The sequence below is a fragment of the Enterobacter sp. Y17 genome, assembly GCF_019730495.1.
Lineage (GTDB): Bacteria > Pseudomonadota > Gammaproteobacteria > Enterobacterales > Enterobacteriaceae > Enterobacter > Enterobacter asburiae_B.
This window is the reverse complement of record NZ_JAASKP010000003.1, coordinates 169,609-191,779: the sequence shown is the minus strand read 5'-3', so window position 1 is coordinate 191,779 and position 22,171 is coordinate 169,609. Positions and strand designations below refer to the sequence as shown.

General features: G+C 56.4%; 24 protein-coding genes. 17 read left to right on the top strand and 7 right to left on the bottom strand.

Translation table 11 applies throughout. The features are described from left to right. Window positions 1–58: 58 nt before the first annotated feature. The 3 genes from HCH49_RS17110 to HCH49_RS17100 all read left to right on the top strand — a co-directional run bounded on the left by HCH49_RS17110 (window position 59) and on the right by HCH49_RS17100 (window position 1,148). Window positions 59–358, top strand: a complete 300-nt coding sequence (locus tag HCH49_RS17110) for an ArsR/SmtB family transcription factor (protein ID WP_029742056.1) — start codon at window positions 59–61, stop codon at window positions 356–358. A gap of 9 nt (window positions 359–367) precedes the next feature. Beyond that, window positions 368–889, top strand: coding sequence for a rhodanese family protein (locus HCH49_RS17105; RefSeq protein WP_221703050.1), 522 nt, complete (start codon window positions 368–370; stop codon window positions 887–889). 79 nt (window positions 890–968) lie between these two features. After that, the gene (locus HCH49_RS17100; RefSeq protein ID WP_023308920.1) at window positions 969–1,148 is read left to right on the top strand and encodes a hypothetical protein; all 180 of its coding nucleotides are present in this window, start codon (window positions 969–971) and stop codon (window positions 1,146–1,148) included. 38 nt (window positions 1,149–1,186) lie between these two features. Here HCH49_RS17100 and stpA read toward each other — a convergent pair whose 3' ends face one another. Continuing rightward, complete coding sequence (gene stpA / locus HCH49_RS17095; protein WP_221703049.1) at window positions 1,187–1,591, bottom strand: DNA-binding protein StpA; 405 nt, start codon at window positions 1,589–1,591, stop codon at window positions 1,187–1,189. Window positions 1,592–2,087: 496 nt separating this feature from the next. Between stpA and alaE the strand changes: the two genes are divergently transcribed. Further along, complete coding sequence (gene alaE / locus HCH49_RS17090) at window positions 2,088–2,537, top strand: L-alanine exporter AlaE (RefSeq protein ID WP_008502567.1); 450 nt, start codon at window positions 2,088–2,090, stop codon at window positions 2,535–2,537. Window positions 2,538–2,569: 32 nt separating this feature from the next. Here the strand turns inward: alaE and HCH49_RS17085 are convergent, their stop codons facing one another. Continuing rightward, the gene (locus HCH49_RS17085; RefSeq protein ID WP_023308923.1) at window positions 2,570–2,914 is read right to left on the bottom strand and encodes a DUF2002 family protein; all 345 of its coding nucleotides are present in this window, start codon (window positions 2,912–2,914) and stop codon (window positions 2,570–2,572) included. A gap of 160 nt (window positions 2,915–3,074) precedes the next feature. Between HCH49_RS17085 and HCH49_RS17080 the strand changes: the two genes are divergently transcribed. The 13 genes from HCH49_RS17080 to leuA all read left to right on the top strand — a co-directional run bounded on the left by HCH49_RS17080 (window position 3,075) and on the right by leuA (window position 17,885). Beyond that, window positions 3,075–3,401: a DUF883 domain-containing protein gene (locus tag HCH49_RS17080; protein WP_023308924.1), complete on the top strand. Its 327-nt coding sequence runs from the start codon at window positions 3,075–3,077 to the stop codon at window positions 3,399–3,401. A 243-nt stretch (window positions 3,402–3,644) separates the two neighbouring features. After that, entirely contained in the window at window positions 3,645–3,884 is a 240-nt protein-coding gene (nrdH, locus tag HCH49_RS17075; RefSeq protein WP_039263417.1) for a glutaredoxin-like protein NrdH, read from the top strand. Continuing rightward, entirely contained in the window at window positions 3,881–4,291 is a 411-nt protein-coding gene (gene nrdI, locus HCH49_RS17070) for a class Ib ribonucleoside-diphosphate reductase assembly flavoprotein NrdI (RefSeq protein WP_021241965.1), read from the top strand. Before nrdH ends, nrdI begins: the two co-directional genes overlap by 4 nt. Then, window positions 4,264–6,408: a class 1b ribonucleoside-diphosphate reductase subunit alpha gene (nrdE, locus tag HCH49_RS17065; protein WP_221703048.1), complete on the top strand. Its 2,145-nt coding sequence runs from the start codon at window positions 4,264–4,266 to the stop codon at window positions 6,406–6,408. The genes nrdI and nrdE overlap by 28 nt, the downstream gene beginning before the upstream one ends. Window positions 6,409–6,417: 9 nt before the next feature. Continuing rightward, entirely contained in the window at window positions 6,418–7,377 is a 960-nt protein-coding gene (gene nrdF / locus HCH49_RS17060) for a class 1b ribonucleoside-diphosphate reductase subunit beta (protein WP_221703047.1), read from the top strand. Window positions 7,378–7,708: 331 nt separating this feature from the next. Next, window positions 7,709–8,920 (top strand): glycine betaine/L-proline ABC transporter ATP-binding protein ProV, encoded by a 1,212-nt coding sequence (gene proV / locus HCH49_RS17055; RefSeq protein ID WP_039263415.1) that lies wholly within the window; start codon window positions 7,709–7,711, stop codon window positions 8,918–8,920. After that, window positions 8,904–9,968: a glycine betaine/L-proline ABC transporter permease ProW gene (gene proW / locus HCH49_RS17050; RefSeq protein WP_221703046.1), complete on the top strand. Its 1,065-nt coding sequence runs from the start codon at window positions 8,904–8,906 to the stop codon at window positions 9,966–9,968. The genes proV and proW overlap by 17 nt, the downstream gene beginning before the upstream one ends. 9 nt (window positions 9,969–9,977) lie before the next feature. Then, window positions 9,978–10,973: a glycine betaine/L-proline ABC transporter substrate-binding protein ProX gene (gene proX, locus HCH49_RS17045; protein ID WP_048976894.1), complete on the top strand. Its 996-nt coding sequence runs from the start codon at window positions 9,978–9,980 to the stop codon at window positions 10,971–10,973. 182 nt (window positions 10,974–11,155) lie between these two features. Beyond that, window positions 11,156–12,340 (top strand): MFS transporter, encoded by a 1,185-nt coding sequence (locus HCH49_RS17040; RefSeq protein ID WP_221703045.1) that lies wholly within the window; start codon window positions 11,156–11,158, stop codon window positions 12,338–12,340. Window positions 12,341–12,653: 313 nt separating this feature from the next. After that, on the top strand, window positions 12,654–13,184 hold the full coding sequence (mprA, locus tag HCH49_RS17035; RefSeq protein WP_023333174.1) for a transcriptional repressor MprA: 531 nt from the start codon (window positions 12,654–12,656) through the stop codon (window positions 13,182–13,184). A gap of 126 nt (window positions 13,185–13,310) precedes the next feature. Continuing rightward, window positions 13,311–14,483 (top strand): multidrug efflux MFS transporter periplasmic adaptor subunit EmrA, encoded by a 1,173-nt coding sequence (gene emrA, locus HCH49_RS17030; RefSeq protein WP_045909303.1) that lies wholly within the window; start codon window positions 13,311–13,313, stop codon window positions 14,481–14,483. A gap of 16 nt (window positions 14,484–14,499) precedes the next feature. Continuing rightward, window positions 14,500–16,047, top strand: a complete 1,548-nt coding sequence (gene emrB, locus HCH49_RS17025; protein ID WP_045357562.1) for a multidrug efflux MFS transporter permease subunit EmrB — start codon at window positions 14,500–14,502, stop codon at window positions 16,045–16,047. A 182-nt stretch (window positions 16,048–16,229) separates the two neighbouring features. After that, window positions 16,230–17,885 carry a 2-isopropylmalate synthase gene (gene leuA / locus HCH49_RS17020; RefSeq protein ID WP_221703044.1) on the top strand — a complete coding sequence of 552 codons (1,656 nt, stop codon included), beginning with the start codon at window positions 16,230–16,232 and terminating at the stop codon, window positions 17,883–17,885. Here leuA and HCH49_RS17015 read toward each other — a convergent pair. The 5 genes from HCH49_RS17015 to yqaB all read right to left on the bottom strand — a co-directional run bounded on the left by HCH49_RS17015 (window position 17,872) and on the right by yqaB (window position 21,979). Continuing rightward, window positions 17,872–18,636, bottom strand: a complete 765-nt coding sequence (locus HCH49_RS17015; RefSeq protein WP_221703043.1) for an AraC family transcriptional regulator — start codon at window positions 18,634–18,636, stop codon at window positions 17,872–17,874. The two genes, leuA and HCH49_RS17015, sit on opposite strands and share 14 nt — an antisense overlap. Before the next feature lie 54 nt (window positions 18,637–18,690). Continuing rightward, window positions 18,691–19,206, bottom strand: a complete 516-nt coding sequence (gene luxS, locus HCH49_RS17010; protein WP_014884972.1) for an S-ribosylhomocysteine lyase — start codon at window positions 19,204–19,206, stop codon at window positions 18,691–18,693. A 153-nt stretch (window positions 19,207–19,359) separates the two neighbouring features. After that, the gene (gene gshA, locus HCH49_RS17005; protein WP_221703042.1) at window positions 19,360–20,904 is read right to left on the bottom strand and encodes a glutamate--cysteine ligase; all 1,545 of its coding nucleotides are present in this window, start codon (window positions 20,902–20,904) and stop codon (window positions 19,360–19,362) included. An 83-nt stretch (window positions 20,905–20,987) separates the two neighbouring features. Further along, window positions 20,988–21,416, bottom strand: a complete 429-nt coding sequence (locus tag HCH49_RS17000) for a YqaA family protein (RefSeq protein WP_008499541.1) — start codon at window positions 21,414–21,416, stop codon at window positions 20,988–20,990. Next, window positions 21,413–21,979, bottom strand: coding sequence for a fructose-1-phosphate/6-phosphogluconate phosphatase (gene yqaB / locus HCH49_RS16995; protein WP_032648006.1), 567 nt, complete (start codon window positions 21,977–21,979; stop codon window positions 21,413–21,415). The genes HCH49_RS17000 and yqaB overlap by 4 nt, the downstream gene beginning before the upstream one ends. Window positions 21,980–22,171: the final 192 nt, after the last annotated feature.

The window sequence follows — 22,171 nt, the reverse complement described above, 5'->3', positions numbered from 1 at the left end:
TGGTTTAATGCACCGGATTAGTTTAGCATTCACTTAATTAAGCAAATACTAAACTATTATGACCGAACTCGAACAGCTTCAGGCCAGCGCCGGGCAGGCCGCCACACTTTTAAAAGCGATGAGCAACCCGCGTCGGCTGCTGATCCTCTGCACCCTGTGCGGAGCGCCCGGCACCAGCGCGGGGGAGCTTGCGCGAGCCACGGGGCTAAGTCCTTCCGCCACGTCGCAGCATCTGGCGCGCATGCGTGAGGAAGGGCTTATCGACAGCACCCGCGACGCGCAGCGCATTCTCTATTCCATTAAAAACGATGCGGTACATCAGCTTATCAGCACCCTGAAAACCCTTTATTGTCCGTAAGGAGCCGCCATGTCACTTCCTCTTATTTCACCGCGCCAGGCCAATGCCCGGGTCGCTGAAGGCGCAAAACTGATTGATATTCGTGATGCCGACGAGTACGCCCGCGAGCATATTCCCGCCGCGCGGTCCGTGCCGCTGGATACCTTACCCGGCGCACTTAACGCGCAGGCGGGCGATACGGTGATTTTTCACTGCCAGTCCGGCGCCCGGACGTCGGGGAATGCCGAACGCCTTGCTCAGGCCGCCACGCCCGCAGAGGCATTTGTGGTCGAGGGGGGGATTCAGGGCTGGAAGCTGGCGGGGCTGCCAACCGTCGAAGACAAGTCCCAGCCGCTGCCGCTGATGCGTCAGGTGCAAATTGCCGCCGGGCTGTTAATACTCTGTGGCGTGGTGCTGGGCTATAGCGTCTCCAGCGGCTTTTTCCTGCTCAGCGGTTTTGTCGGAGCCGGGCTGCTGTTCGCCGGTGTGACGGGTTTTTGCGGCATGGCGCGACTGCTCAAGGTGATGCCATGGAATCGGCGTACCTCATAAGCAGTAATCGGTGAATTACGCTGTACCCGGCGTCATGCGTGGGCTAAGGTGAAGATCGCTAAAACGATGAGGAGGTAATATGTTTTCTGTCGGTGATTATGTGCAACCGCGTAAAGGCGGCCCGAAACTGAAAGTGCTCGAAGTGAACGGTGACAGCATTGTGGCGGTCCAGGCCAGCAATGAGCAAGGCGAGAAATATACGCTGAAAGCCGCCGACGTGGCGCCTTATACCGAAGAAGGCGATTTCGGCGTCTGCTGAACAGTCAGCCGGGCGGCGTGTTCCGCCCGGCTCATCCGTTAGATCAGAAAATCATCCAGTGATTTACCGTCTGCCAGCGCGCTGGCGATAGGCTTCGGCGTGCGGCCCTGGCCGGTCCACGTTTTCTCTTCGCCGTTCTGGTCAATAAAGCGATATTTTGCTTCACGCGGCTTACGCTTTCTCGCTGGCTTACCCGCCTGCGCCAGTTCAGAACCCAGCAGGTCAGTCGGGGAAATACCATCGGCTTTCATCCGCTCCAGCAGGGCATTAATTTTTTCCTGCTGCTCAGCACGCTGCTGCTCTAATTCCGTCAGCTCGCTGCGTTTCTCTTCAGTAACGACCCTGACCTTTTCCAGCATTTCCTCAAGAACGTCCAGGGATAATTCACGCGCCATAGCGCGCAGGGTTCGGATATTATTAAGATTCTGTAACGTCAAAGACATATTATTTGAAAACCTTTTCTTTGGGGGATAAATAGATAAATCGCCGACAGAATAATTCATTTGAGTTGAAATATCTACCCAAGGGTCCGTACGGGCATCAGCGTTAATATATTTAGAACTCGCTGTTAATAATAGCGCAAGGCGCTGACAGGACACCGGTGAATCCAATCACCACATTAATATAAATAGCCAACTTTAATCCAAACCACAGCATACTCCACCGCTATCAGGTGGGGATTCCTGCTTCTCGCCACCAACAAAATCAAGTTGTTGATTTTAATATAAAAACTCTCAAACGAGACAGATTATAACGATCGGAACAAAAAACGAACAACTTTAGAGAATTTTGTGGACAAAAGGCGATTAAATAAAAATTAATCACTAGTTGTTAGTTCAAACACAGAGATATACGCTATACACGCCAAACAAACCAACCTAAAGCACTAACCGCTGAAGGAAAATCGTTTCTTTTGTGTTCTTCTCAAGGAGTTCAGACATGTTCTCGCCGCAATCTCGCCTGCGCCACGCGGTGGCGGATACCTTCGCGATGGTTGTTTACTGTTCCGTCGTGAACATGCTGATCGAAATATTCCTCTCCGGAATGTCCTTCGAGCAGTCGCTTTCTTCTCGTCTGGTGGCGATCCCGGTCAATATTATTATTGCATGGCCTTATGGTTTATACCGCGATGCGGTAATGCGCTTCGCGCGTCGTATCAGTCCTGCAGGCTGGGTGAAAAACCTGGCGGACGTTCTGGCGTATGTGACGTTCCAGTCGCCGGTTTACGTAGCCATTCTCCTGACAGTCGGTGCAGACTGGCACCAGATCGCTGCGGCGGTCAGTTCGAATATTGTTATTTCGATGTTGATGGGAGCCGTTTACGGCTATTTCCTCGACTACTGTCGCCGCCTGTTTAAGGTCAGCCAGTACAGCCAGGCAAAAGCGTGATGTGAAGCGACTGGCGCACGCCAGTCGCGGATTTATTGTACGTCGCCAAACAGTCCCTTCAAAAATCGCTCCAGCGCCATACGCGAACTGAAACCGTGCGGAATACCATAATGCTCATGCCGTTCACCGCCTAAATAGAGCGGAAATTGCTGATAATGATCGCAGGTTTTAATATCCGAGGCAGGCTCAGCAAATGACAGACTTCTGTCTTTCAGCGTCGGGTGAATAATGAGAGCGGTACGTCCCATTCTTGCTTCGCGATTAACATAAACATAATTCTCGCCGCGGCGATATCCATACGCTTTTGGCGTCACCTCATCCATGGTGAATCCCTCTTTTTCAAGAACGCGTGCCACCTCGTCAGGTCGTAAATACATATCTTTTCCTCGTTATCTTTTCCTGCCCGGCAACCTTACAGTATTCAGCAATAGCAGGGCTTTCAGAATAGTCCATAAACTGCCGGATAACGCGTGATGCACTTCAGATATTAAATTTCTGAACTAAACTGAACGGGAACACAAAATTACGGAGGATCGTATGTTTAACAGACCGAACCGAAACGATATTAACGACGACGCTCAGGATATTCGTAATGATGTCAGCCAATTAGCGGACACGCTGGAAGAGGTGCTGAAGTCCTGGGGAAGTGACGCGAAGGACGAAGCGGATGCCGCAAAGCGTAAGGCTCAGTCTCTGCTCCGTGAAACCCGCGCCCGTATGAACGGACGTTCACGCGCCACGCAGGCTGCCTGCGACATGGCAAGCTGTGCTACGACCTTCGTGCGTGAAAAACCGCTATGTACTCTGGGAACCGTCGCGGCGGTCGGCATCTTCGTCGGTGCCCTGCTCAGCCTGCGTAAATAATCCCGCGTATTCTGCCCCGGTAGCCTCAGGCGCCGGGGCATTTTTATGCCCGTTAGCCTGAAAAACCCGTACAGCCTGCCCTGCCCCGCTGTGCTCATCACAGGGGCGACATCAATCTAAATTTCCCATATCTTGTATGGTTGAAACTTAAGACAACTACATCTAGTATTCCTTTTAGCAAGATACACACAACCCGACGCGATGATTCGCGCCGTACCCTCATTTTAAATGGAAATACGAATCATGAGCATTATTATTTACACTCGTAACAATTGTGTTCAGTGCCACGCGACCAAACGGGCAATGGAAAGCCGCGGCGTGGCGTTTGAAATGGTGAATGTTGACCAGGTCCCCGAGGCCGCAGATACCCTGCGCAAGCAGGGTTTTCGTCAGCTGCCGGTGGTGGTCGCCGGGGAAACAAGCTGGTCTGGCTTCCGCCCGGACATGATTAACCGCCTGAGCGCTCAGGCCGCCCGGGCATGAGTGGGCTGGTTTTCTTCTCCAGCAGCTCGGAAAACACGCTCCGCTTTATTGAGCGCGTCGGGCTGCCTGCGGTGCGCATTCCGCTGAACGAGCGGGAGCGGATACGGGTAGAGGAACCTTACATTCTGGTAGTGCCCAGCTATGGCGGCGGCGGTACGGCAGGAGCCGTGCCTCGCCAGGTGATCCGCTTTCTGAACGATCCTCATAACCGCGGGCTAATCCGCGGCGTGATCGCGGCGGGGAATCGCAATTTCGGCGATGCCTTTGGCCGCGCCGGGGATGTCATTTCTCAAAAATGCGGCGTGCCGTATCTCTATCGTTTTGAGCTGATGGGGACACAGCAGGACGTCGAAAACGTGCGTAAAGGAGTGAACGAATTTTGGCAACGACAACCGCAGAACGGGTGATTCAGGCGACACCGGATTACCACGCATTAAACGCCATGCTTAACCTCTACGATCGGGAGGGGCGCATTCAGTTCGATAAAGATCGTGAGGCGGTGGACGCCTTTTTTGCCGCCCACGTGCGGCCCAACAGCGTGACGTTTGCGAGCCAGAATGAACGTCTCGACTATCTGGTTAACGAAGGCTACTACGACGCGCGCGTGCTCACCCGCTACGACCGCGACTTTGTGGTGAAGCTGTTTGAGCGCGCCCACGCCAGCGGCTTTCGTTTCCAGACCTTCCTCGGCGCGTGGAAGTACTACACCAGCTACACCCTGAAGACCTTTGACGGCAAGCGCTACTTAGAGAGCTTTGAAGATCGCGTGGCGATGGTGGCGCTAACCCTGGCGCAGGGTGATGAAGCGCTGGCGGAACAGCTCGCCGACGAGATCCTTTCCGGACGCTTCCAGCCCGCCACGCCGACCTTCCTCAACTGCGGCAAAGCCCAGCGCGGCGAGCTGGTCTCCTGCTTCCTGCTGCGTATCGAAGACAATATGGAGTCGATTGGCCGCGCGGTGAACTCGGCGCTGCAGCTTTCCAAACGCGGCGGCGGCGTGGCGTTTCTGCTCTCGAACCTGCGTGAAGCGGGCGCGCCGATCAAGCGCATCGAAAACCAGTCCTCCGGCGTGATCCCGGTGATGAAGATGCTGGAAGATGCCTTCTCCTATGCCAACCAGCTTGGCGCGCGTCAGGGCGCGGGCGCGGTTTACCTGCACGCGCACCACCCGGACATTCTGCGTTTTCTCGATACCAAGCGCGAAAACGCCGACGAAAAAATTCGCATCAAAACCCTGTCGCTCGGCGTGGTGATCCCGGACATCACCTTTAAGCTGGCCAAAGAGAATGCCGAGATGGCGCTCTTCTCGCCGTACGACATCGAGCGTATTTACGGCAAAGCGTTTGGCGACGTGGCCATCAGCGAACTTTATGACGAACTGGTGGCCGACGATCGTATCCGCAAAAAAACCATCAACGCCCGCGATTTCTTTCAGCGGCTGGCGGAGGTCCAGTTTGAGTCCGGCTATCCGTACATCATGTATGAGGATACGGTGAACCGCGCGAACCCGATTGCCGGGCGTATCAACATGAGCAACCTGTGCTCGGAGATTTTGCAGGTCAACAGCGCGTCAGCCTACGACGAGAACCTGGACTACGCGGACATCGGCAAGGATATCTCCTGCAACCTCGGGTCGCTGAATATTGCCCACACCATGGATTCCCCCGACTTTGGCCGCACGGTGGAGACCGCCATTCGCGGGCTGACGGCGGTATCGGACATGAGCCACATCCGCAGCGTGCCGTCTATTGAAGCAGGCAACGCCGCGTCGCACGCCATCGGGCTGGGGCAGATGAACCTGCACGGCTATCTGGCGCGGGAAGGCATCGCCTACGGCAGTCCGGAAGGGCTGGATTTCACCAACCTCTATTTCTGCACCATTACCTGGCACGCGCTGCACACCTCGATGATGCTGGCGCGCGAGCGCAGCCAGCGGTTCGCGGGCTTTGAGCAGTCCCGCTACGCAAGCGGGGAATATTTCAGCCAGTACCTCGAAGGCGACTGGCAGCCGAAAACCGAAAAAGTACGCGAACTCTTTGCCCGCGCGGGGATTACCCTGCCGACGCGCGAGATGTGGCAGCAGCTGCGAGACGAGGTGATGCGCTACGGCATTTATAACCAGAACCTGCAGGCCGTCCCGCCGACCGGATCGATTTCGTACATCAACCACGCCACGTCGAGCATTCACCCGATCGTATCGAAAATTGAAATTCGAAAGGAAGGTAAAACCGGGCGCGTTTACTACCCTGCCCCGTTTATGACCAATGAGAACCTGGCGCTGTATCAGGACGCGTATGAGATCGGCCCGGAGAAAATCATCGATACCTACGCCGAAGCGACAAAACATGTGGACCAGGGGCTGTCGCTGACGCTGTTCTTCCCGGACACCGCCACCACGCGGGATATCAACAGAGCGCAAATCTACGCCTGGAAGAAAGGCATCAAAACGCTCTACTACATTCGCCTGCGCCAGCTTGCGCTGGAAGGCACCGAAATCGAAGGCTGCGTGTCCTGCGCGCTGTAAGGAGAAAGGATGAAACTGTCACGCGTGAGTGCCGTTAACTGGAACAAAATCCAGGACGATAAAGACCTGGAGGTATGGAACCGCCTGACCAGCAACTTCTGGCTGCCGGAAAAGGTTCCGCTCTCCAACGATATTCCGGCCTGGCAAACGCTCGGCCACGCCGAACAGCAGCTGACGATCCGCGTCTTTACCGGCCTGACGCTGCTGGACACCATTCAGAATACCGTTGGTGCACCCGCGCTGATGAGCGACGCGCTCACGCCGCACGAAGAGGCGGTGATGTCGAATATCAGCTTTATGGAGGCGGTGCATGCCCGCTCCTACAGCTCGATTTTCTCGACCCTGTGCCAGACCAAAGACGTGGACGCAGCCTACGCCTGGAGTGAAGAGAGTGAGTCACTACAGAGAAAGGCAGAGCTGGTTCTGGAATATTACCGCGCCGACGAGGCGCTGAAGAAAAAGATCGCCAGCGTGTTCCTGGAATCTTTCCTCTTCTATTCCGGCTTCTGGCTGCCCATGTACTGGTCGAGCCGGGGCAAGCTCACCAACACCGCCGATTTGATTCGGCTCATCATTCGCGATGAAGCGGTGCACGGGTATTACATTGGCTATAAGTATCAGAAAGAGCTGGAGAATGTCAGCGAGGCGAAGCGCGAGGAGCTTAAAGGCTTTGCGCTCGATTTGCTGATGGATCTGTACGACAACGAGCTGAGCTATACGGAGGAACTCTACGCCGGCACCGGCTGGGAGGACGATGTGAAGGCCTTCCTCTGCTACAACGCCAACAAGGCGCTGATGAACCTGGGCTACGACGCGCTTTTCCCGCCGGAGATGGCGGAGGTGAACCCGGCGATTCTGGCCGCGCTGTCGCCCAATGCCGACGAAAACCACGATTTCTTCTCGGGATCTGGCTCATCGTATGTGATGGGCAAAGCGGTGGAAACCGAGGATGAAGACTGGGATTTTTAATGAACGCTAACGTTCGTTAATTTAATATAAACCCAACAATTCCCTCTCTAATATTTACAAAACAACTACACTGTAATTTCCACGTCATATTCGCCTGAATCATTCCGGTTCAGGCGAAATTTCCCGATGCAGCAGCAAAAAATTGAGAAAAATTCAAACCGCCCTCAGCCCTTTATTCATGGGAAATTCAGCCGTTTCGCTTACTTCAAAATTCCGCTCTTAGCCCGACTCAGGGTTGTCTCAGATTCTCAGTATGTTAGGGTTATGCCCGTTAACAATTTACCATGGTAATCATATCGGCATAAACAAATAACAGGACACTCTCTATTGCATGGCAATTAAATTAGAAGTGAAAAATCTTTATAAAGTATTTGGCGAGCACCCGCAGCGCGCATTCAAATATATTGAGAAAGGCCTTACGAAAGAGCAAATTCTGGAAAAAACCGGGCTATCGCTTGGCGTTAAAGACGCCAGTCTGGCCATTGAAGAAGGCGAGATTTTTGTCATCATGGGATTATCCGGTTCGGGTAAATCCACTATGGTTCGCCTTCTCAATCGCCTGATTGAACCCACCCGCGGGCAGGTGCTGATTGACGGCGTGGATATCGCCAGAATATCAGACGCAGAGCTTCGCGAGGTGCGCAGAAAGAAGATCGCAATGGTGTTCCAGTCATTCGCGCTAATGCCGCACATGACGGTGCTGGATAATACCGCTTTCGGCATGGAATTAGCCGGCACGCCGGCTCAGGAACGTCAGGAAAAAGCCCTTGATGCACTGCGTCAGGTCGGGCTGGAAAATTATGCGCATGCGTACCCGGATGAACTTTCCGGCGGTATGCGTCAGCGCGTGGGATTAGCCCGTGCATTAGCCATTAATCCAGACATATTATTAATGGATGAAGCCTTCTCCGCCCTCGATCCGTTAATTCGCACCGAGATGCAGGATGAGCTGGTAAAATTACAGGCTAAACATCAGCGAACGATTGTCTTTATTTCCCACGATCTGGATGAAGCCATGCGTATTGGCGACCGCATTGCCATTATGCAAAACGGTGAAGTGGTGCAGGTCGGCACGCCGGATGAAATTCTCAATAATCCGGCGAACGATTATGTCCGCACCTTCTTCCGCGGCGTGGATATTAGCCAGGTCTTTAGCGCCAAAGATATTGCTCGTCGAACGCCAAACGGCATTATCCGTAAAACGCCAGGCTTCGGCCCGCGCTCGGCGCTGAAGCTGCTGCAGGATGAAGACCGTGAATACGGTTATCTGGTTGAACGCGGCAATAAATTTGTTGGCATTGTCTCCATCGACTCCCTGAAAACGGCTCTCACTGAGAACCAGGGAATCGATACGGCGTTAATTGACGCTCCGCTTGCCGTGGACGCCGAAACGCCGCTCAGCGAGTTGCTCTCTCACGTGGGCCAGGCACCGTGCGCCGTACCGGTCGTGGGTGAGGAACAACAGTACGTCGGCATCATCTCAAAAAGGATGCTGCTGCAGGCTTTAGATCGCGAGGGGGCAAACAATGACCGATCAATCTAACCCGTGGGGCGCCACTGAGGCAGCGGACAGCGCTGCGCAATCCGCCGACGCGTGGGGTTCCACGCCAGCGCCGACAGATGGCAGCGGCGCGGCAGACTGGCTCAACAGCGCACCCGCGCCTGCGCCAGAACACTTCAACATCATGGATCCGTTCCACAAAACGCTGATCCCGCTGGACAGCTGGGTCACGGAAGGGATCGACTGGGTGGTCACCCACTTCCGTCCGGTCTTTCAGGGGATCCGCGTCCCGGTGGATTACATCCTGAACGGCTTCCAGCAGCTGATGCTGGGCATGCCGGCGCCGGTGGCGATTATCCTGTTCTCCCTGATCGCCTGGCAGTTCGGTAGCGCGGGCATGGGGGTCGCCACGCTGATCTCTCTGATCGCTATCGGCGCGATTGGCGCGTGGTCGCAGGCGATGATCACCCTGGCGCTGGTGCTGACCGCTCTGCTCTTTTGCATTGTCATCGGCCTGCCGATGGGGATCTGGCTGGCGCGCAGCCCGCGAGCGGCGAAGATAATTCGTCCCCTGCTGGATGCGATGCAGACCACCCCGGCGTTCGTCTATCTGGTGCCTATCGTGATGCTGTTCGGCATCGGCAACGTGCCGGGCGTGGTGGTGACCATTATCTTCGCCCTGCCGCCGATTATTCGTCTGACCATTCTGGGGATCAACCAGGTGCCTGCGGACCTGATCGAAGCGTCACGCTCGTTCGGCGCCAGCCCGCGCCAGATGCTGTTTAAGGTTCAGCTTCCGCTGGCGATGCCGACCATCATGGCGGGCGTTAACCAGACGCTGATGCTGGCCCTGTCGATGGTGGTGATCGCCTCGATGATCGCCGTTGGCGGACTGGGTCAGATGGTGCTGCGCGGCATTGGCCGTCTCGATATGGGGCTGGCGACCGTCGGCGGCGTCGGCATTGTGATCCTCGCCATTATCCTTGACCGCCTGACTCAGGCCGTCGGTCGTGATTCACGCAGTCGCGGCAACCGTCGCTGGTATACCACCGGCCCTGTCGGGTTACTGACCCGTCCATTTACAAAATAAGGAACAACGATGCGACATAACGTACTTTTTGCCACAGCGTTTGCCACCCTTGTCTCCACCAGCGCGTTTGCGGCTGACCTGCCTGGCAAAGGCATTACCGTACAGCCGGTGCAGAGCACCATTTCGGAAGAGAGCTTCCAGACCCTGATCGTCAGCCGCGCGCTGGAGAAGCTGGGCTATACGGTTAACACGCCGAGCGAAGTAGATTACAACGTGGGCTACACCTCGATTGCCTCCGGTGACGCCACCTTTACCGCCGTCAACTGGCAGCCGCTGCACGACGACATGTATGCCGCCGCCGGCGGTGACAAGAAGTTCTATCGCGAAGGGACCTTCGTGACGGGTGCGGCGCAGGGGTATCTGATTGACAAGAAAACTGCGGACCAGTACCACATCACCAACATTGAACAGCTGAAAGATCCGAAGATCGCCAGGCTGTTCGACACCAACGGTGACGGCAAGGCCGACATGATGGGCTGCTCGCCGGGCTGGGGCTGTGAAGCGGTAATTAACCACCAGAACAAAGCTTTCGATCTGGCGAAAACCGTCGACGTGAGCCACGGCAACTACTCCGCGATGATGGCCGACACCATTGCCCGCTTCAAAGAGGGGAAACCGGTGATCTACTACACCTGGACGCCGTACTGGGTGAGCGACGTGCTGAAGCCGGGTAAAGACGTGGTGTGGCTGCAGGTGCCGTTCTCCTCCCTGCCGGGCGAGCAGAAAGATATCGACACCAAGCTGCCGAACGGCATGAACTACGGCTTCCCGGTGAATACCATGCACATCGTGGCTAATAAAGCCTGGGCGGAGAAAAACCCGGCGGCGGCGAAGCTGTTCTCGGTGATGAAGCTGCCGCTGGCGGACATCAATGCCCAGAACGCAATGATGCATGCGGGCAAATCGTCTGAAGCGGATGTGAAAGGCCACGTCGACGGCTGGATCAAAGCCCACCAGCAGCAGTTTGACGGCTGGGTGAAAGAGGCGCTTGAAGCGCAGAAGTAAAAACAAAACCCTACCCCTCACCCTAACCCTCTCCCCTTGGGAGAGGGCCGGGGTGAGGGGATCAAACCGCACAATCCACCTAAACCGCACAATACATCACCCAACAATCCCCCCACTTTCACAATCATTAGCTATTATGGTTTCCGGAAAAATAATCACTCAACTAACGATTCCTGAAACTAATGACAAAAACAGCTCAAGGGCTTAGCCCCGCACTCATCCTTTTAATGTCCGTGGCAACGGGTCTGGCGGTCGCCAGCAACTATTACGCGCAACCCCTTCTCGACACCATCGCCCGCGCGTTCAATCTCTCCGCCAGCTCCGCAGGCTTTATCGTTACCGCTGCACAGCTGGGCTATGCCGCCGGGCTGCTGTTCCTGGTGCCGCTCGGCGATATGTTTGAACGCCGAATGCTGATCGTCTCCATGACCCTGCTGGCCGCCGGTGGGATGCTGATCACCGCCAGCAGCCAGTCGCTGACGATGATGATCGTCGGAACCGCGCTTACCGGGCTGTTCTCCGTGGTGGCGCAAATCCTGGTCCCGCTCGCCGCGACCCTCGCCTCTCCGGAAAAACGCGGCAAGGTGGTGGGCACCATCATGAGCGGCCTGCTGCTGGGGATTTTGCTGGCGCGTACCGTTGCCGGGCTGCTGGCAAGCCTCGGCGGCTGGCGCACCGTATACTGGGTGGCGAGCGTGCTGATGGTCGTCATGGCGCTGGCGCTGTGGCGCGGGCTGCCAAAAGTGAAGCAGGAAAACCACCTGAACTATCCTCAGCTGCTGGCCTCCGTTTTCAGCCTGTTTACGCAGGACAAGCTTCTGCGCACCCGCGCCCTGCTGGGCTGTTTCACCTTCGCTAACTTCAGCATTCTCTGGACGTCAATGGCGTTTTTGCTGGCCGCGCCGCCGTTCAATTATTCCGAAGGGGTGATTGGCCTGTTCGGCCTGGCCGGTGCCGCAGGCGCGCTGGGCGCACGCCCCGCTGGCGGGCTGGCCGACAAGGGCAAATCCCACCTGACCACCTCAGCAGGGCTGGTTTTACTTCTGCTCTCCTGGGCGGCGATCTGGTACGGACACATCTCGGTGCTGGCGCTGATCGTCGGTATCCTGGTGCTCGATCTCACCGTTCAGGGCGTTCACATCACCAATCAGACCGTCATCTATCGCGTGAAGCCAGAGGCGCGTAACCGCCTGACGGCCGGATACATGACCAGCTACTTCATCGGCGGCGCAGCGGGTTCGCTTATTTCAGCGTCGGCGTGGCAGCATGCGGGCTGGTCGGGGGTATGCGCGATCGGGGCCATCGTCGCCACCCTCAACCTGCTAGTATGGTGGGGCGGTTATCACCGTCAGGATGCAATTAACTAACATTTACATTGAGTTGGCCTCTTAGGGTGTTAAGAGGCCCTTCACTCTGTTAATGTAAACGTAATCATTTATCCCAGAAATTTTAATGTGGGTGACATATTTACAATCGGCATGAATAGTTCAGACCCCCGTCCTCACATCCTCTCTTCAGCGGGTTCACACCCTACGCTTTCTGTGCTCACCGGGTCACGGACTTACCCGGCGCTTTCTGATGGTGACATAAGTTTGGCGGATATAACCGCACAAATAATTCATTTACATTATTTGTCACTATCGTTACTATATCGGCTGTAATTAATGAGGTTATGCCCAAATGGATAGTTCGTTTACGCCCATTGAACAAATGCTTAAATTCCGCGCCAGTCGCCATGAGGACTTTCCGTATCAGGAAATCCTGCTGACTCGCCTGTGCATGCACATGCAGGGTAAGCTACTGGAAAACCGTAATAAAATGCTGAAAGCTCAAGGGATTAACGAGACGTTGTTTATGGCGTTGATTACGCTGGAGTCTCAGGAAAATCACAGCATTCAGCCTTCCGAACTGAGCTGCGCGCTGGGCTCCTCCCGTACCAATGCGACCCGTATTGCCGATGAACTCGAAAAGCGCGGCTGGATTGAGCGCCGTGAAAGCGACAACGATCGCCGCTGCCTGCATCTGCAACTGACCGATAAAGGTCACCAGTTCCTGCGCGAGGTGCTGCCACCTCAGCACAATTGCCTGCACAAACTCTGGTCTGTCCTCAGCACCGCCGAGCGCGACCAGCTTGAGCACATCACTCGCAAGCTGCTCACCCGTCTGGACCAGATGGATGAAGACGGCGCCGTTCTTGAGGCGCTGCGCTAACGCGACGACACGCTCACCATTCCAGATTCATAAGAAAACCGACAGGCCAGCACGTCACAGTGCTGGCCTTTCTGACAACAGGTCGGCTCAGCCGATGTGAAAATAAGAAGATCGTGGAGAACAACAATGAGCGCAAATGCGGAGAGCACTACCCCGCAGCAACCGGCCAACAAGAAAGGCAAACGTAAGAGCGCCCTTCTTCTGTTGACCTTGCTCTTTATCATTATTGCCGTGGCATATGGGATCTATTGGTTTTTAGTACTGCGTCATGCTGAAGAGACTGACGACGCGTACGTGGCAGGGAACCAAGTACAAATTATGGCGCAGGTGTCGGGCAGCGTGACGAAAGTCTGGGCTGACAATACCGACTTTGTGCAAAAAGGCGATGTGTTGGTGACCCTCGATCCAACCGACGCCCAGCAGGCGTTTGAAAAAGCACAGACCGCGCTGGCCTCCAGCGTCCGTCAGACCCGCCAGCTGATGATCAACAGCAAACAGCTGCAGGCCAACATCGACGTGCAGAAAACGGCGCTGGCGCAGGCGCAAAGCGATCTGAACCGCCGCGTACCGCTCGGCACCGCCAACCTGATTGGCCGTGAAGAGCTGCAGCACGCCCGCGACGCCGTTGCCAGCGCTCAGGCACAGCTGGATGTGGCGATTCAACAGTACAACGCCAACCAGGCGATGGTGCTGGGTACCAGTCTGGAAAACCAGCCCGCCGTACAGCAGGCGGCGACTGAAGTGCGCAACGCGTGGCTTGCCCTGCAGCGTACCAAAATCGTCAGCCCGATGACCGGCTATGTCTCCCGTCGTTCCGTCCAGCCAGGGGCGCAGATTAGCCCAACCACGCCGCTGATGGCGGTCGTGCCGGCAGACAATCTGTGGGTAGACGCCAACTTTAAAGAGACGCAGCTTGCCCATATGCGTATCGGCCAGACCGCGACGGTTGTCAGCGACATCTATGGCGATGACGTGAAGTACACCGGTAAAGTGGTCGGCCTGGACATGGGGACCGGCAGCGCCTTCTCCCTGCTGCCTGCGCAAAACGCCACCGGTAACTGGATCAAAGTGGTTCAGCGTCTGCCCGTGCGTATTGAGCTGGATGCCAAACAGCTTGCGGATCACCCGCTGCGTATCGGCCTCTCAACGCTGGTGACGGTCGACACCGCCAACCGCGACGGTCAGATCCTGGCAAGCCAGGTGCGCAGCAGCCCGGCTTATGAAAGTAACGCCCGTGAAATTAGCCTCGATCCGGTCAACAAGCTGATCGATGACATCGTGAAGGCAAACGCCGGTTAATCCGAAGGTGAGCGTTATGCAACAGCAAAAGCCGCAAAAACCGCTGGAAGGCGCGCAGCTGGTCATTATGACCATCGCGCTGTCGCTGGCGACATTCATGCAGGTGCTGGACTCCACCATCGCAAACGTGGCGATCCCGACCATCGCCGGTAACCTTGGCTCGTCGCTGAGCCAGGGGACCTGGGTCATTACCTCGTTTGGGGTGGCAAACGCCATCTCCATTCCGATTACCGGCTGGCTGGCAAAGCGCGTCGGTGAAGTGAAGCTGTTCCTCTGGTCAACGGTATTGTTCGTTCTTGCCTCCTGGGCGTGCGGCATGTCCAGCAGCCTGACGATGCTGATTTTCTTCCGCGTCATTCAGGGGATTGTGGCCGGGCCGCTGATCCCGCTGTCGCAGAGCTTACTGCTGAACAACTACCCGCCAGCCAAACGCTCGATTGCGCTGGCGCTGTGGTCAATGACCGTGATTGTCGCGCCGATTTGCGGGCCTATCTTAGGCGGCTATATCAGCGACAACTATCACTGGGGCTGGATCTTCTTCATCAACGTACCGATTGGCGCCATCGTGGTAATGCTGACGCTCCAGTCGCTGCGCGGCAGAGAAACCCGGACGGAACAGCGGCGTATCGACGCCATTGGTCTGGCACTGCTGGTTGTCGGCATCGGTAGCCTGCAGGTCATGCTCGACCAGGGCAAAGAGCTGGACTGGTTCAACTCCCGGGAGATCATCATCCTGACGATTGTCGCGGTGGTGTCGCTGAGCTTCCTGATTGTCTGGGAGCTGACGGACGATAACCCGATAGTCGACCTGTCGCTGTTTAAGTCGCGAAACTTCACCATAGGCTGTCTGTGTATCAGCCTCGCCTACATGCTCTACTTCGGCGCGATTGTACTGCTGCCGCAGCTGTTGCAGGAGGTATACGGCTACACCGCAACCTGGGCAGGTTTAGCCTCGGCGCCGGTTGGATTGATTCCGGTTCTGCTGTCGCCGATTATTGGCCGCTTCGCCCACAAGCTCGACATGCGCCGGCTGGTGACGTTCAGCTTTATCATGTACGCCGTGTGCTTCTACTGGCGCGCGTATACGTTCGAACCGGGAATGGACTTTGGCGCGTCCGCGTGGCCGCAGTTTATTCAGGGCTTTGCCGTGGCGTGCTTCTTTATGCCACTGACCACCATCACGCTTTCCGGTTTACCGCCTGAGCGCATGGCGGCCGCATCGAGCCTGTCGAACTTTACGCGAACGCTGGCGGGCTCGATTGGTACGTCGATCACCACCACCCTGTGGACGAACCGTGAATCGATGCACCATGCCCAGCTGACCGAAGCGGTGAACCCATTCAACCCGAACTCCCGGGAGATGTACAACCAGCTGCAGGGAATGGGTATGACGGAACAGCAGGCGTCCGGCTGGATTGCCCAACAGATCACCAACCAGGGTCTGATTATCTCCGCCAACGAGATTTTCTGGATATCGGCGGGGATCTTTATCGTCCTGCTGGGGCTGGTGTGGTTTGCTAAACCACCGTTTGGCGCCGGTAGCGGCGGCGGTGGCGCGCACTAGTCCTGTGACAGTTGCCCGGTGGCGCTTCGCTTACCGGGCCTACGAACGTAGGCCGGATAAGGCGTAGCCGCCATCCGGCAAAAAACCGCACCGTGTCCAGAACGCGACAGCGATTGTCAGTTTCGATAAAGCAGCGCTCCTGAAATCAATTCACGATAGTGAAAAGACAACAGGAGCGCATCATGCTGAACACACCCGCCGACAAGTACCAACCCTATCCGACCCTTTCCCTGCCCGACCGCCGCTGGCCGGAGCAACGCATTACCCGCGCGCCGCGCTGGCTCTCAACCGACTTACGCGACGGCAACCAGGCCCTTGCCGAGCCGATGGACAGCACCCGCAAGCTGCAGTTCTGGGACCTGCTGCTGGGCTGCGGATTCAAAGAAATTGAGGTGGCTTTCCCATCCGCCTCGCAGACCGACTTCAACTTCGTTCGCCAGCTGATTGAAGAGAACCGCATCCCGGATGACGTCACGATTCAGGTATTAACCCAGGCGCGGGAAGATCTCATCCATCGCACTTTCGAATCCCTGCGCGGTGCGAAACAGGCCACCGTCCATCTGTATAACGCCACCGCCCCGCTGTTCCGCCGCCTGGTGTTCGGCATGGAGAAAGCGCAAATCGTTGAGCTGGCGACGCGCTCCACGCGGCTAATTCGTCAGCTGTGTGAAGAGAACCCGGACACCCGCTGGCAGTATGAGTATTCCCCGGAGACCTTCTGCTTTACCGAGCCGGAGTTTGCGCTGGAGATCTGTGAAGCCGTGGCGGAGATCTGGCAGCCGTGCGACGAACGGCCCATGGTGATCAACTTACCCGCAACCGTCGAAGTGAGCACGCCGAACGTCTATGCCGACCAGATCGAGTATTTCTGTCGCCACTTCAGCCGCCGCCGGGATGTCTGCATCAGCGTACATCCGCATAACGACCGCGGTACCGGCGTCGCCAGCGCCGAGCTGGCCGTGATGGCGGGGGCAGATCGCGTGGAGGGCTGTCTGTTTGGTAACGGGGAACGCACGGGCAACGTCTGCCTGGTGACGCTGGCGATGAACCTCTACAGCCAGGGCGTCAGCCCGAATCTCGACTTTAGCGATATGAACCGGGTCGTGGAAGTGGTGGAAGCCTGCAACCAGCTGCCGGTGCATCCGCGCCACCCGTGGGCAGGCCGGCTGGCCTATACCGCCTTCTCCGGCTCGCACCAGGATGCGATCAAAAAAGGCTTTGATGCCCGCAGGCCTGGCGATCGCTGGGAGATGCCGTATCTGCCCGTCGATCCGCAGGATATCGGCTGCACCTACGAAGCGGTGATCCGCGTCAACAGCCAGTCAGGGAAAAGCGGCAGCGCGTGGCTCATCGAACAGAATCATGGTCTGAAATTACCTCGCGCCCTGCAGCAGGATTTCAGCCAGCACGTGCAGCAGGAAACCGATCGCCACGGAAAAGAGATGACGCAGAATGCGCTGTGGCAGCTGTTCCGCACCCGCTACGGGCTGGTAGCCACGCCGCAGTTTGCGCTGCAATCCTACCGCAGCGACAGCCAGCAGGACGGCCAGCTGCGTTTGACGGCAAGCATCGCTACGCAGGGGGGAACGCGTCAGCTGGAAGGTCAGGGTAACGGTCTGCTCTCCGCCGCCGCTCAAGGCTTAAGCCGCTGGATCAGCGCCCCGTTCGTGATTAAGGATTATCACGAGCATACGTTAGGCGAACGCAGCGACAGCCGCTCGGTGGCCTACATCCGCTGCCTGTTCCAGGACGGGAGCAGCCGCTGGGGCGTGGGCATCGACAGCGACGTGGCGCGCGCGTCGCTTCAGGCGCTTTTAAACGCCGTCAGTCGTTCTTAAAGTAATCGCTGGGTGAGACGCCCATTACCCGGCGGAACATCGCCGTAAAGGCGCTGTGGCTGCCGTAACCCAGATCCAGCGCCACGCGTAGTACCGGCTGGCCCTGCGCCAGCCGCACTAAGGCTTCCAGCAGGCGCGCCCTTCTCAACCACTCGCCGTAGCTTAATCCCGTCTGCTGCTGAAAATGGCGGTTCAGGGTACGTTCGCTCATGTTCATCATGCTCGCGGCCTGCGCGCTGCTCCAGCTCTCCCCCGCGTTTTGCCGGATTTGCAGACACAGGTGACGTAACGCCTCGCTTTCCGGCTCCGGCAGGTGAAATGGCAGCACCGGCATGGTGCGGATTTCATCGAGAATGAGTTCATAGACGCGTTCATCCCGGCTGCCGGGCGAGTACGATTCAGGTAAAGCAAGAGAGACGAGGATCAGCTCGCGCAACAGCGGCGCGATCTGCACGATCTGACAGGTGGCCGGGAGATCGGCCCGCGCCAGCGGATCGATAAACAGCGTTCGCGCCGCCACGTTGCCGGTGATGCGAAGCGAGTGGCGGGTCCCCGCTGGTAGCCAGACGCCGCGACCGGGAGGAACAACCCAACAGCCCGAAGCCGTATCGACCCGTACCACGCTGCTCAGGGTGTGCAACAGCTGCGCGCAGTCGTGCTCATGCCACGGCTCGCTGTCACCATGAGCGTAATCATGGGCAAACGGAACGAGGGGACGATGGGTAAAGGAGAACGTTGAGGTTGTGGTCATGGGGTTAAACCACCCTCACCCTACCCTCTCCCGGAGGGAGAGGGAAAAGGTGCACTAGATGTGCAGTTCCTGCAGTTTTTCTTTTGGCAGGGCCAGCTCTTCGTTGCTGTTCACGCGAACATCACGCTCGATGATGTGACGCGCGATGTCCTGCGCTTCTTCCAGAGAGTGCATCTGGTAAGTACCGCACTGGTAAACGTTCAGCTCAGGGATCTGGTTCTGCTCTTTCACCTTCAGCACGTCTTCCATCGCCGCTTTCCACGCATCAGCGACGCGTTTCTCTTCTGGCTGGCCAATCAGGCTCATGTAGAAACCGGTACGGCAGCCCATCGGAGAGATGTCGATGATCTCAACGCCGTTGCCGTTCAGATGGTCACGCATGAAACCGGCGAACAGGTGTTCCAGGGTATGAATGCCTTTCTCTGGCATCACTTCTTTATTTGGCACGCAGAAACGCAGATCGAAGACGGTGATCGTGTCGCCGTGCGGGGTGTGCATGGTCTTCGCCACGCGTACTGCAGGTGCTTCCATACGGGTATGGTCGACAGTAAAGCTATCTAATAACGGCATACGTCACCTCCGATAGTGATTTTTTTTAAAATAAACTGAACTCTTCTACAGAATGCACGTCTGAGTATATGAAAGACGCGCATTTGTTATCATCATCCCTGAATTCAGAGATGTATATTTTGGCCACAGCGATGTGGCCTTTTTCTTTTCTGCTTAAGCCTGCTTCGCCAGAAACGCCTCAAACGACTCGGTATCCGCCGCTTCAACCTCTTTCTGACGCACCACGGACGCATCGCGTTCCGAGACAAAATCCGCTTCGCTCAGCACTTCTAACGGCTCCTGCATCAGCATCTCGCGGTACTCCGCTGAGAGTGAACGCCCGGTGCCGCCAATGCCCTGATCGATCATAGAACGCAGAATACGCGCTGAGAACGTCAGTTCCGGATTATCAAAACATTCCACCAGCTGGTCGCAGATCTGTTGATACGCGTCGCCGCCGTCGATGCTGTCCATTGTGCGTGCAACACGCTTCAGGTCGCGGAACAGATCTTTGCCGACTTTGGTCAGCGGGAACTGTGCCGTTTCGCAGCCAATACCCAGCGTCAGGCCCGGCTTACGCCCTTCCAGAATCACGCGATTCCAGTTTGTACGGGTACAAAGCAGTTCGTCTGAACTCATTTCCGGCGCATCCGCCAGCACGCACCAGACCATAAACAGATCCAGGAAGCGAATCTGCTGCTCATCAACGCCAATCGGTGAGAACGGGTTGATATCCAGCGAACGCACTTCAATGTATTCGATCCCACCGCGCTGCAGCGCATCCGACGGGGTTTCACCGCTGCGCGTTACGCGCTTAGGACGAATAGGCGCATACAGCTCGTTTTCAATCTGCAGCACATTGCTGTTGATTTGCAGGCGCTTGCCGTCTTTTTCGAGGCCGATTTTCTCGTACTCTTCCGACGGGGTTTTGATCGCCCGCTTCAATCCTGCCACATATTCGTGCAATTCGTTAAACGTAATACCGAGATTGCTTTGCGATTTATTGGTATAACCGAGATCGCTCAGGCGCAGAGAGGTGGCGTACGGGAGATAGTACATTCCGCACTCGGTCTTCTCGAACGGCAGCGTGGTCGGTTTCCCCTGCAGGAACGAAGAACAGATCGCCGGGGAGGCACCAAACAGATACGGGATCACCCAGCCGAAACGGTAATAGTTGCGGATCAGGCGGAAGTAGCCTTCAGAGATCGCGTCTTTATCCGTTTCACCGCATTTCGCCTGCCAGAACGCCATTGGCAGCGAGAAGTTGTAATGCACGCCCGAGATCGTCTGCATCAACGCGCCGTAGCGGTTTTTCAGCCCTTCGCGATAGAGCGTTTTCAGCCGGCCGATATTTGACGTGCCGTACTGCGCCAGCTCAATCTCCTGGCCCTGCTCGATATAGCACGGCATGCTGAGGGGCCACATACGTTCGTCGCCCATGTTGCGCGCGGTGTAGCGATGGATATCGCGCATGATCGTCAGCATATGATCAATATCACCCTCTACTGGCGTGATGAACTCCAGCAGTGCCTCAGCGAAATCGGTTGTGATCCATTTATGTGTCAGCGCCGAGCCTAACGCCTTCGGGTGACCCGTCGTCGCTAAGCTACCGTCCGCGTTAACGCGCAGCGTTTCACGCTCAAGACCACGCTGAATACCCTTCAATGCCTGAGGGTGGTTTTCCAGCCAGGCCAGCGCCTGAGATACGTCCGGGATCAAATTGACCTCCCGCCTGTCAAAGTAATGTTACTCAGCATAATTGTAATGGTTGACGATTGAAGGTCGCGTATTCATTCCACCAATTAGTGCCACCACGTCATACCCTGTAGTGTTGCCCACGCCACGAGAACATAGCGCAACGCCTTGCCAAGGCACAAAAAAAAGAGCACCGGTCCCCAGGAGATGCGCATCCATCCCGCCAGCAGACACAGTAAATCGCCTATTACAGGCATCCAGCTTAATAACAGCGTGGCAGCGCCATAGCGTTTTAGCCAGCCGACTGCCTTTTCCTGCCAGCGCGATTTTTCGCGCAGCGGAAAGAAACGCCCAAGAATAACGTTAGTCAGCCCTCCAAGGCTATTACCCATTGTTGCTATTAATACAAGCAGCCAGGGCTGACTCACGCCGGACAACAGCATCGCCACCAGCACCACTTCCGAATTTCCCGGTAACAGCGTGGCGCTTAAAAAACTGCTGGCGAATAATGAGGCAAGTGACAGCGCGTCACTCACAGTAAGCGCACATCCACCGCATCCATTCCGGCATCACGCGCGGCCTGAATGCCGAAATCGGCGTCTTCAAACACGACACATTTTGCCGCCGGGACGCCCATTAATTCTGCGCAAAGCAGGAAGGTGTCCGGTGCGGGCTTGTGATGTTTAACATGATCGGCGGCGACCACGGCAGAAAAATAGTGGCGCAGGCCAAGATGGTTGAGCAAAGCTTCTGCAATCGCGCTTTCGCTCCCGGTTCCTACCGACATCGGGCGGCGCCCGTGCCACTCTTTTACCACATCAATCAGCGGCAGAGGGCGTACGGTATCTAAAAGCATGGCTTTTACCGCATCGGTTTTTTCGCGCGCGAGCAGGTGCGGGTCGAGATCGGCCTGATTCAGTTCAATCACGGCCTGCGCAATACGCCAGGTGGGGGATCCGTTGAGGGCAATCATCGCCTGAAGATCGAAACGCATGCCGTAGCGACCCAGGACGTCAGTCCAGGCTTGACGATGCGTGGGTTCGGTATCCAGGAGAGTGCCGTCCATATCGAAGATCAAACCGTCATACTGTGCGTACATCGTGCTCTCGCTAAACGATTAACAAAGCATTACTTTATCGTAAATGGTGATTTTTGTCGCTGACTGAGAGTGTGATTACTGACGGAACGTCGAAGGAATAAACAAAGAAGGAAAAGATGGTGCATCCGGGAGGATTCGAACCTCCGACCGCTCGGTTCGTAGCCGAGTACTCTATCCAGCTGAGCTACGGAT

What these genes read in the sequence shown, in the direction of transcription:
- alaE (WP_008502567.1), top strand. Translation starts at nt 2,088, where the DNA reads ATGTTCTCGCCGCAATCTCGCCTGCGCCACGCGGTGGCGGATACCTTC.
- luxS (WP_014884972.1), bottom strand. Translation starts at nt 19,206, where the DNA reads ATGCCGTTATTAGATAGCTTTACTGTCGACCATACCCGTATGGAAGCA.
- nrdF (WP_221703047.1), top strand. Translation starts at nt 6,418, where the DNA reads ATGAAACTGTCACGCGTGAGTGCCGTTAACTGGAACAAAATCCAGGAC.
- yqaB (WP_032648006.1), bottom strand. Translation starts at nt 21,979, where the DNA reads ATGTACGCACAGTATGACGGTTTGATCTTCGATATGGACGGCACTCTC.
- emrA (WP_045909303.1), top strand. Translation starts at nt 13,311, where the DNA reads ATGAGCGCAAATGCGGAGAGCACTACCCCGCAGCAACCGGCCAACAAG.
- mprA (WP_023333174.1), top strand. Translation starts at nt 12,654, where the DNA reads ATGGATAGTTCGTTTACGCCCATTGAACAAATGCTTAAATTCCGCGCC.
- HCH49_RS17040 (WP_221703045.1), top strand. Translation starts at nt 11,156, where the DNA reads ATGACAAAAACAGCTCAAGGGCTTAGCCCCGCACTCATCCTTTTAATG.
- proV (WP_039263415.1), top strand. Translation starts at nt 7,709, where the DNA reads ATGGCAATTAAATTAGAAGTGAAAAATCTTTATAAAGTATTTGGCGAG.
- emrB (WP_045357562.1), top strand. Translation starts at nt 14,500, where the DNA reads ATGCAACAGCAAAAGCCGCAAAAACCGCTGGAAGGCGCGCAGCTGGTC.
- stpA (WP_221703049.1), bottom strand. Translation starts at nt 1,591, where the DNA reads ATGTCTTTGACGTTACAGAATCTTAATAATATCCGAACCCTGCGCGCT.
- proW (WP_221703046.1), top strand. Translation starts at nt 8,904, where the DNA reads ATGACCGATCAATCTAACCCGTGGGGCGCCACTGAGGCAGCGGACAGC.
- HCH49_RS17100 (WP_023308920.1), top strand. Translation starts at nt 969, where the DNA reads ATGTTTTCTGTCGGTGATTATGTGCAACCGCGTAAAGGCGGCCCGAAA.
- HCH49_RS17110 (WP_029742056.1), top strand. Translation starts at nt 59, where the DNA reads ATGACCGAACTCGAACAGCTTCAGGCCAGCGCCGGGCAGGCCGCCACA.
- leuA (WP_221703044.1), top strand. Translation starts at nt 16,230, where the DNA reads ATGCTGAACACACCCGCCGACAAGTACCAACCCTATCCGACCCTTTCC.
- HCH49_RS17015 (WP_221703043.1), bottom strand. Translation starts at nt 18,636, where the DNA reads ATGACCACAACCTCAACGTTCTCCTTTACCCATCGTCCCCTCGTTCCG.
- HCH49_RS17105 (WP_221703050.1), top strand. Translation starts at nt 368, where the DNA reads ATGTCACTTCCTCTTATTTCACCGCGCCAGGCCAATGCCCGGGTCGCT.
- HCH49_RS17080 (WP_023308924.1), top strand. Translation starts at nt 3,075, where the DNA reads ATGTTTAACAGACCGAACCGAAACGATATTAACGACGACGCTCAGGAT.
- nrdH (WP_039263417.1), top strand. Translation starts at nt 3,645, where the DNA reads ATGAGCATTATTATTTACACTCGTAACAATTGTGTTCAGTGCCACGCG.
- HCH49_RS17085 (WP_023308923.1), bottom strand. Translation starts at nt 2,914, where the DNA reads ATGTATTTACGACCTGACGAGGTGGCACGCGTTCTTGAAAAAGAGGGA.
- proX (WP_048976894.1), top strand. Translation starts at nt 9,978, where the DNA reads ATGCGACATAACGTACTTTTTGCCACAGCGTTTGCCACCCTTGTCTCC.
- nrdI (WP_021241965.1), top strand. Translation starts at nt 3,881, where the DNA reads ATGAGTGGGCTGGTTTTCTTCTCCAGCAGCTCGGAAAACACGCTCCGC.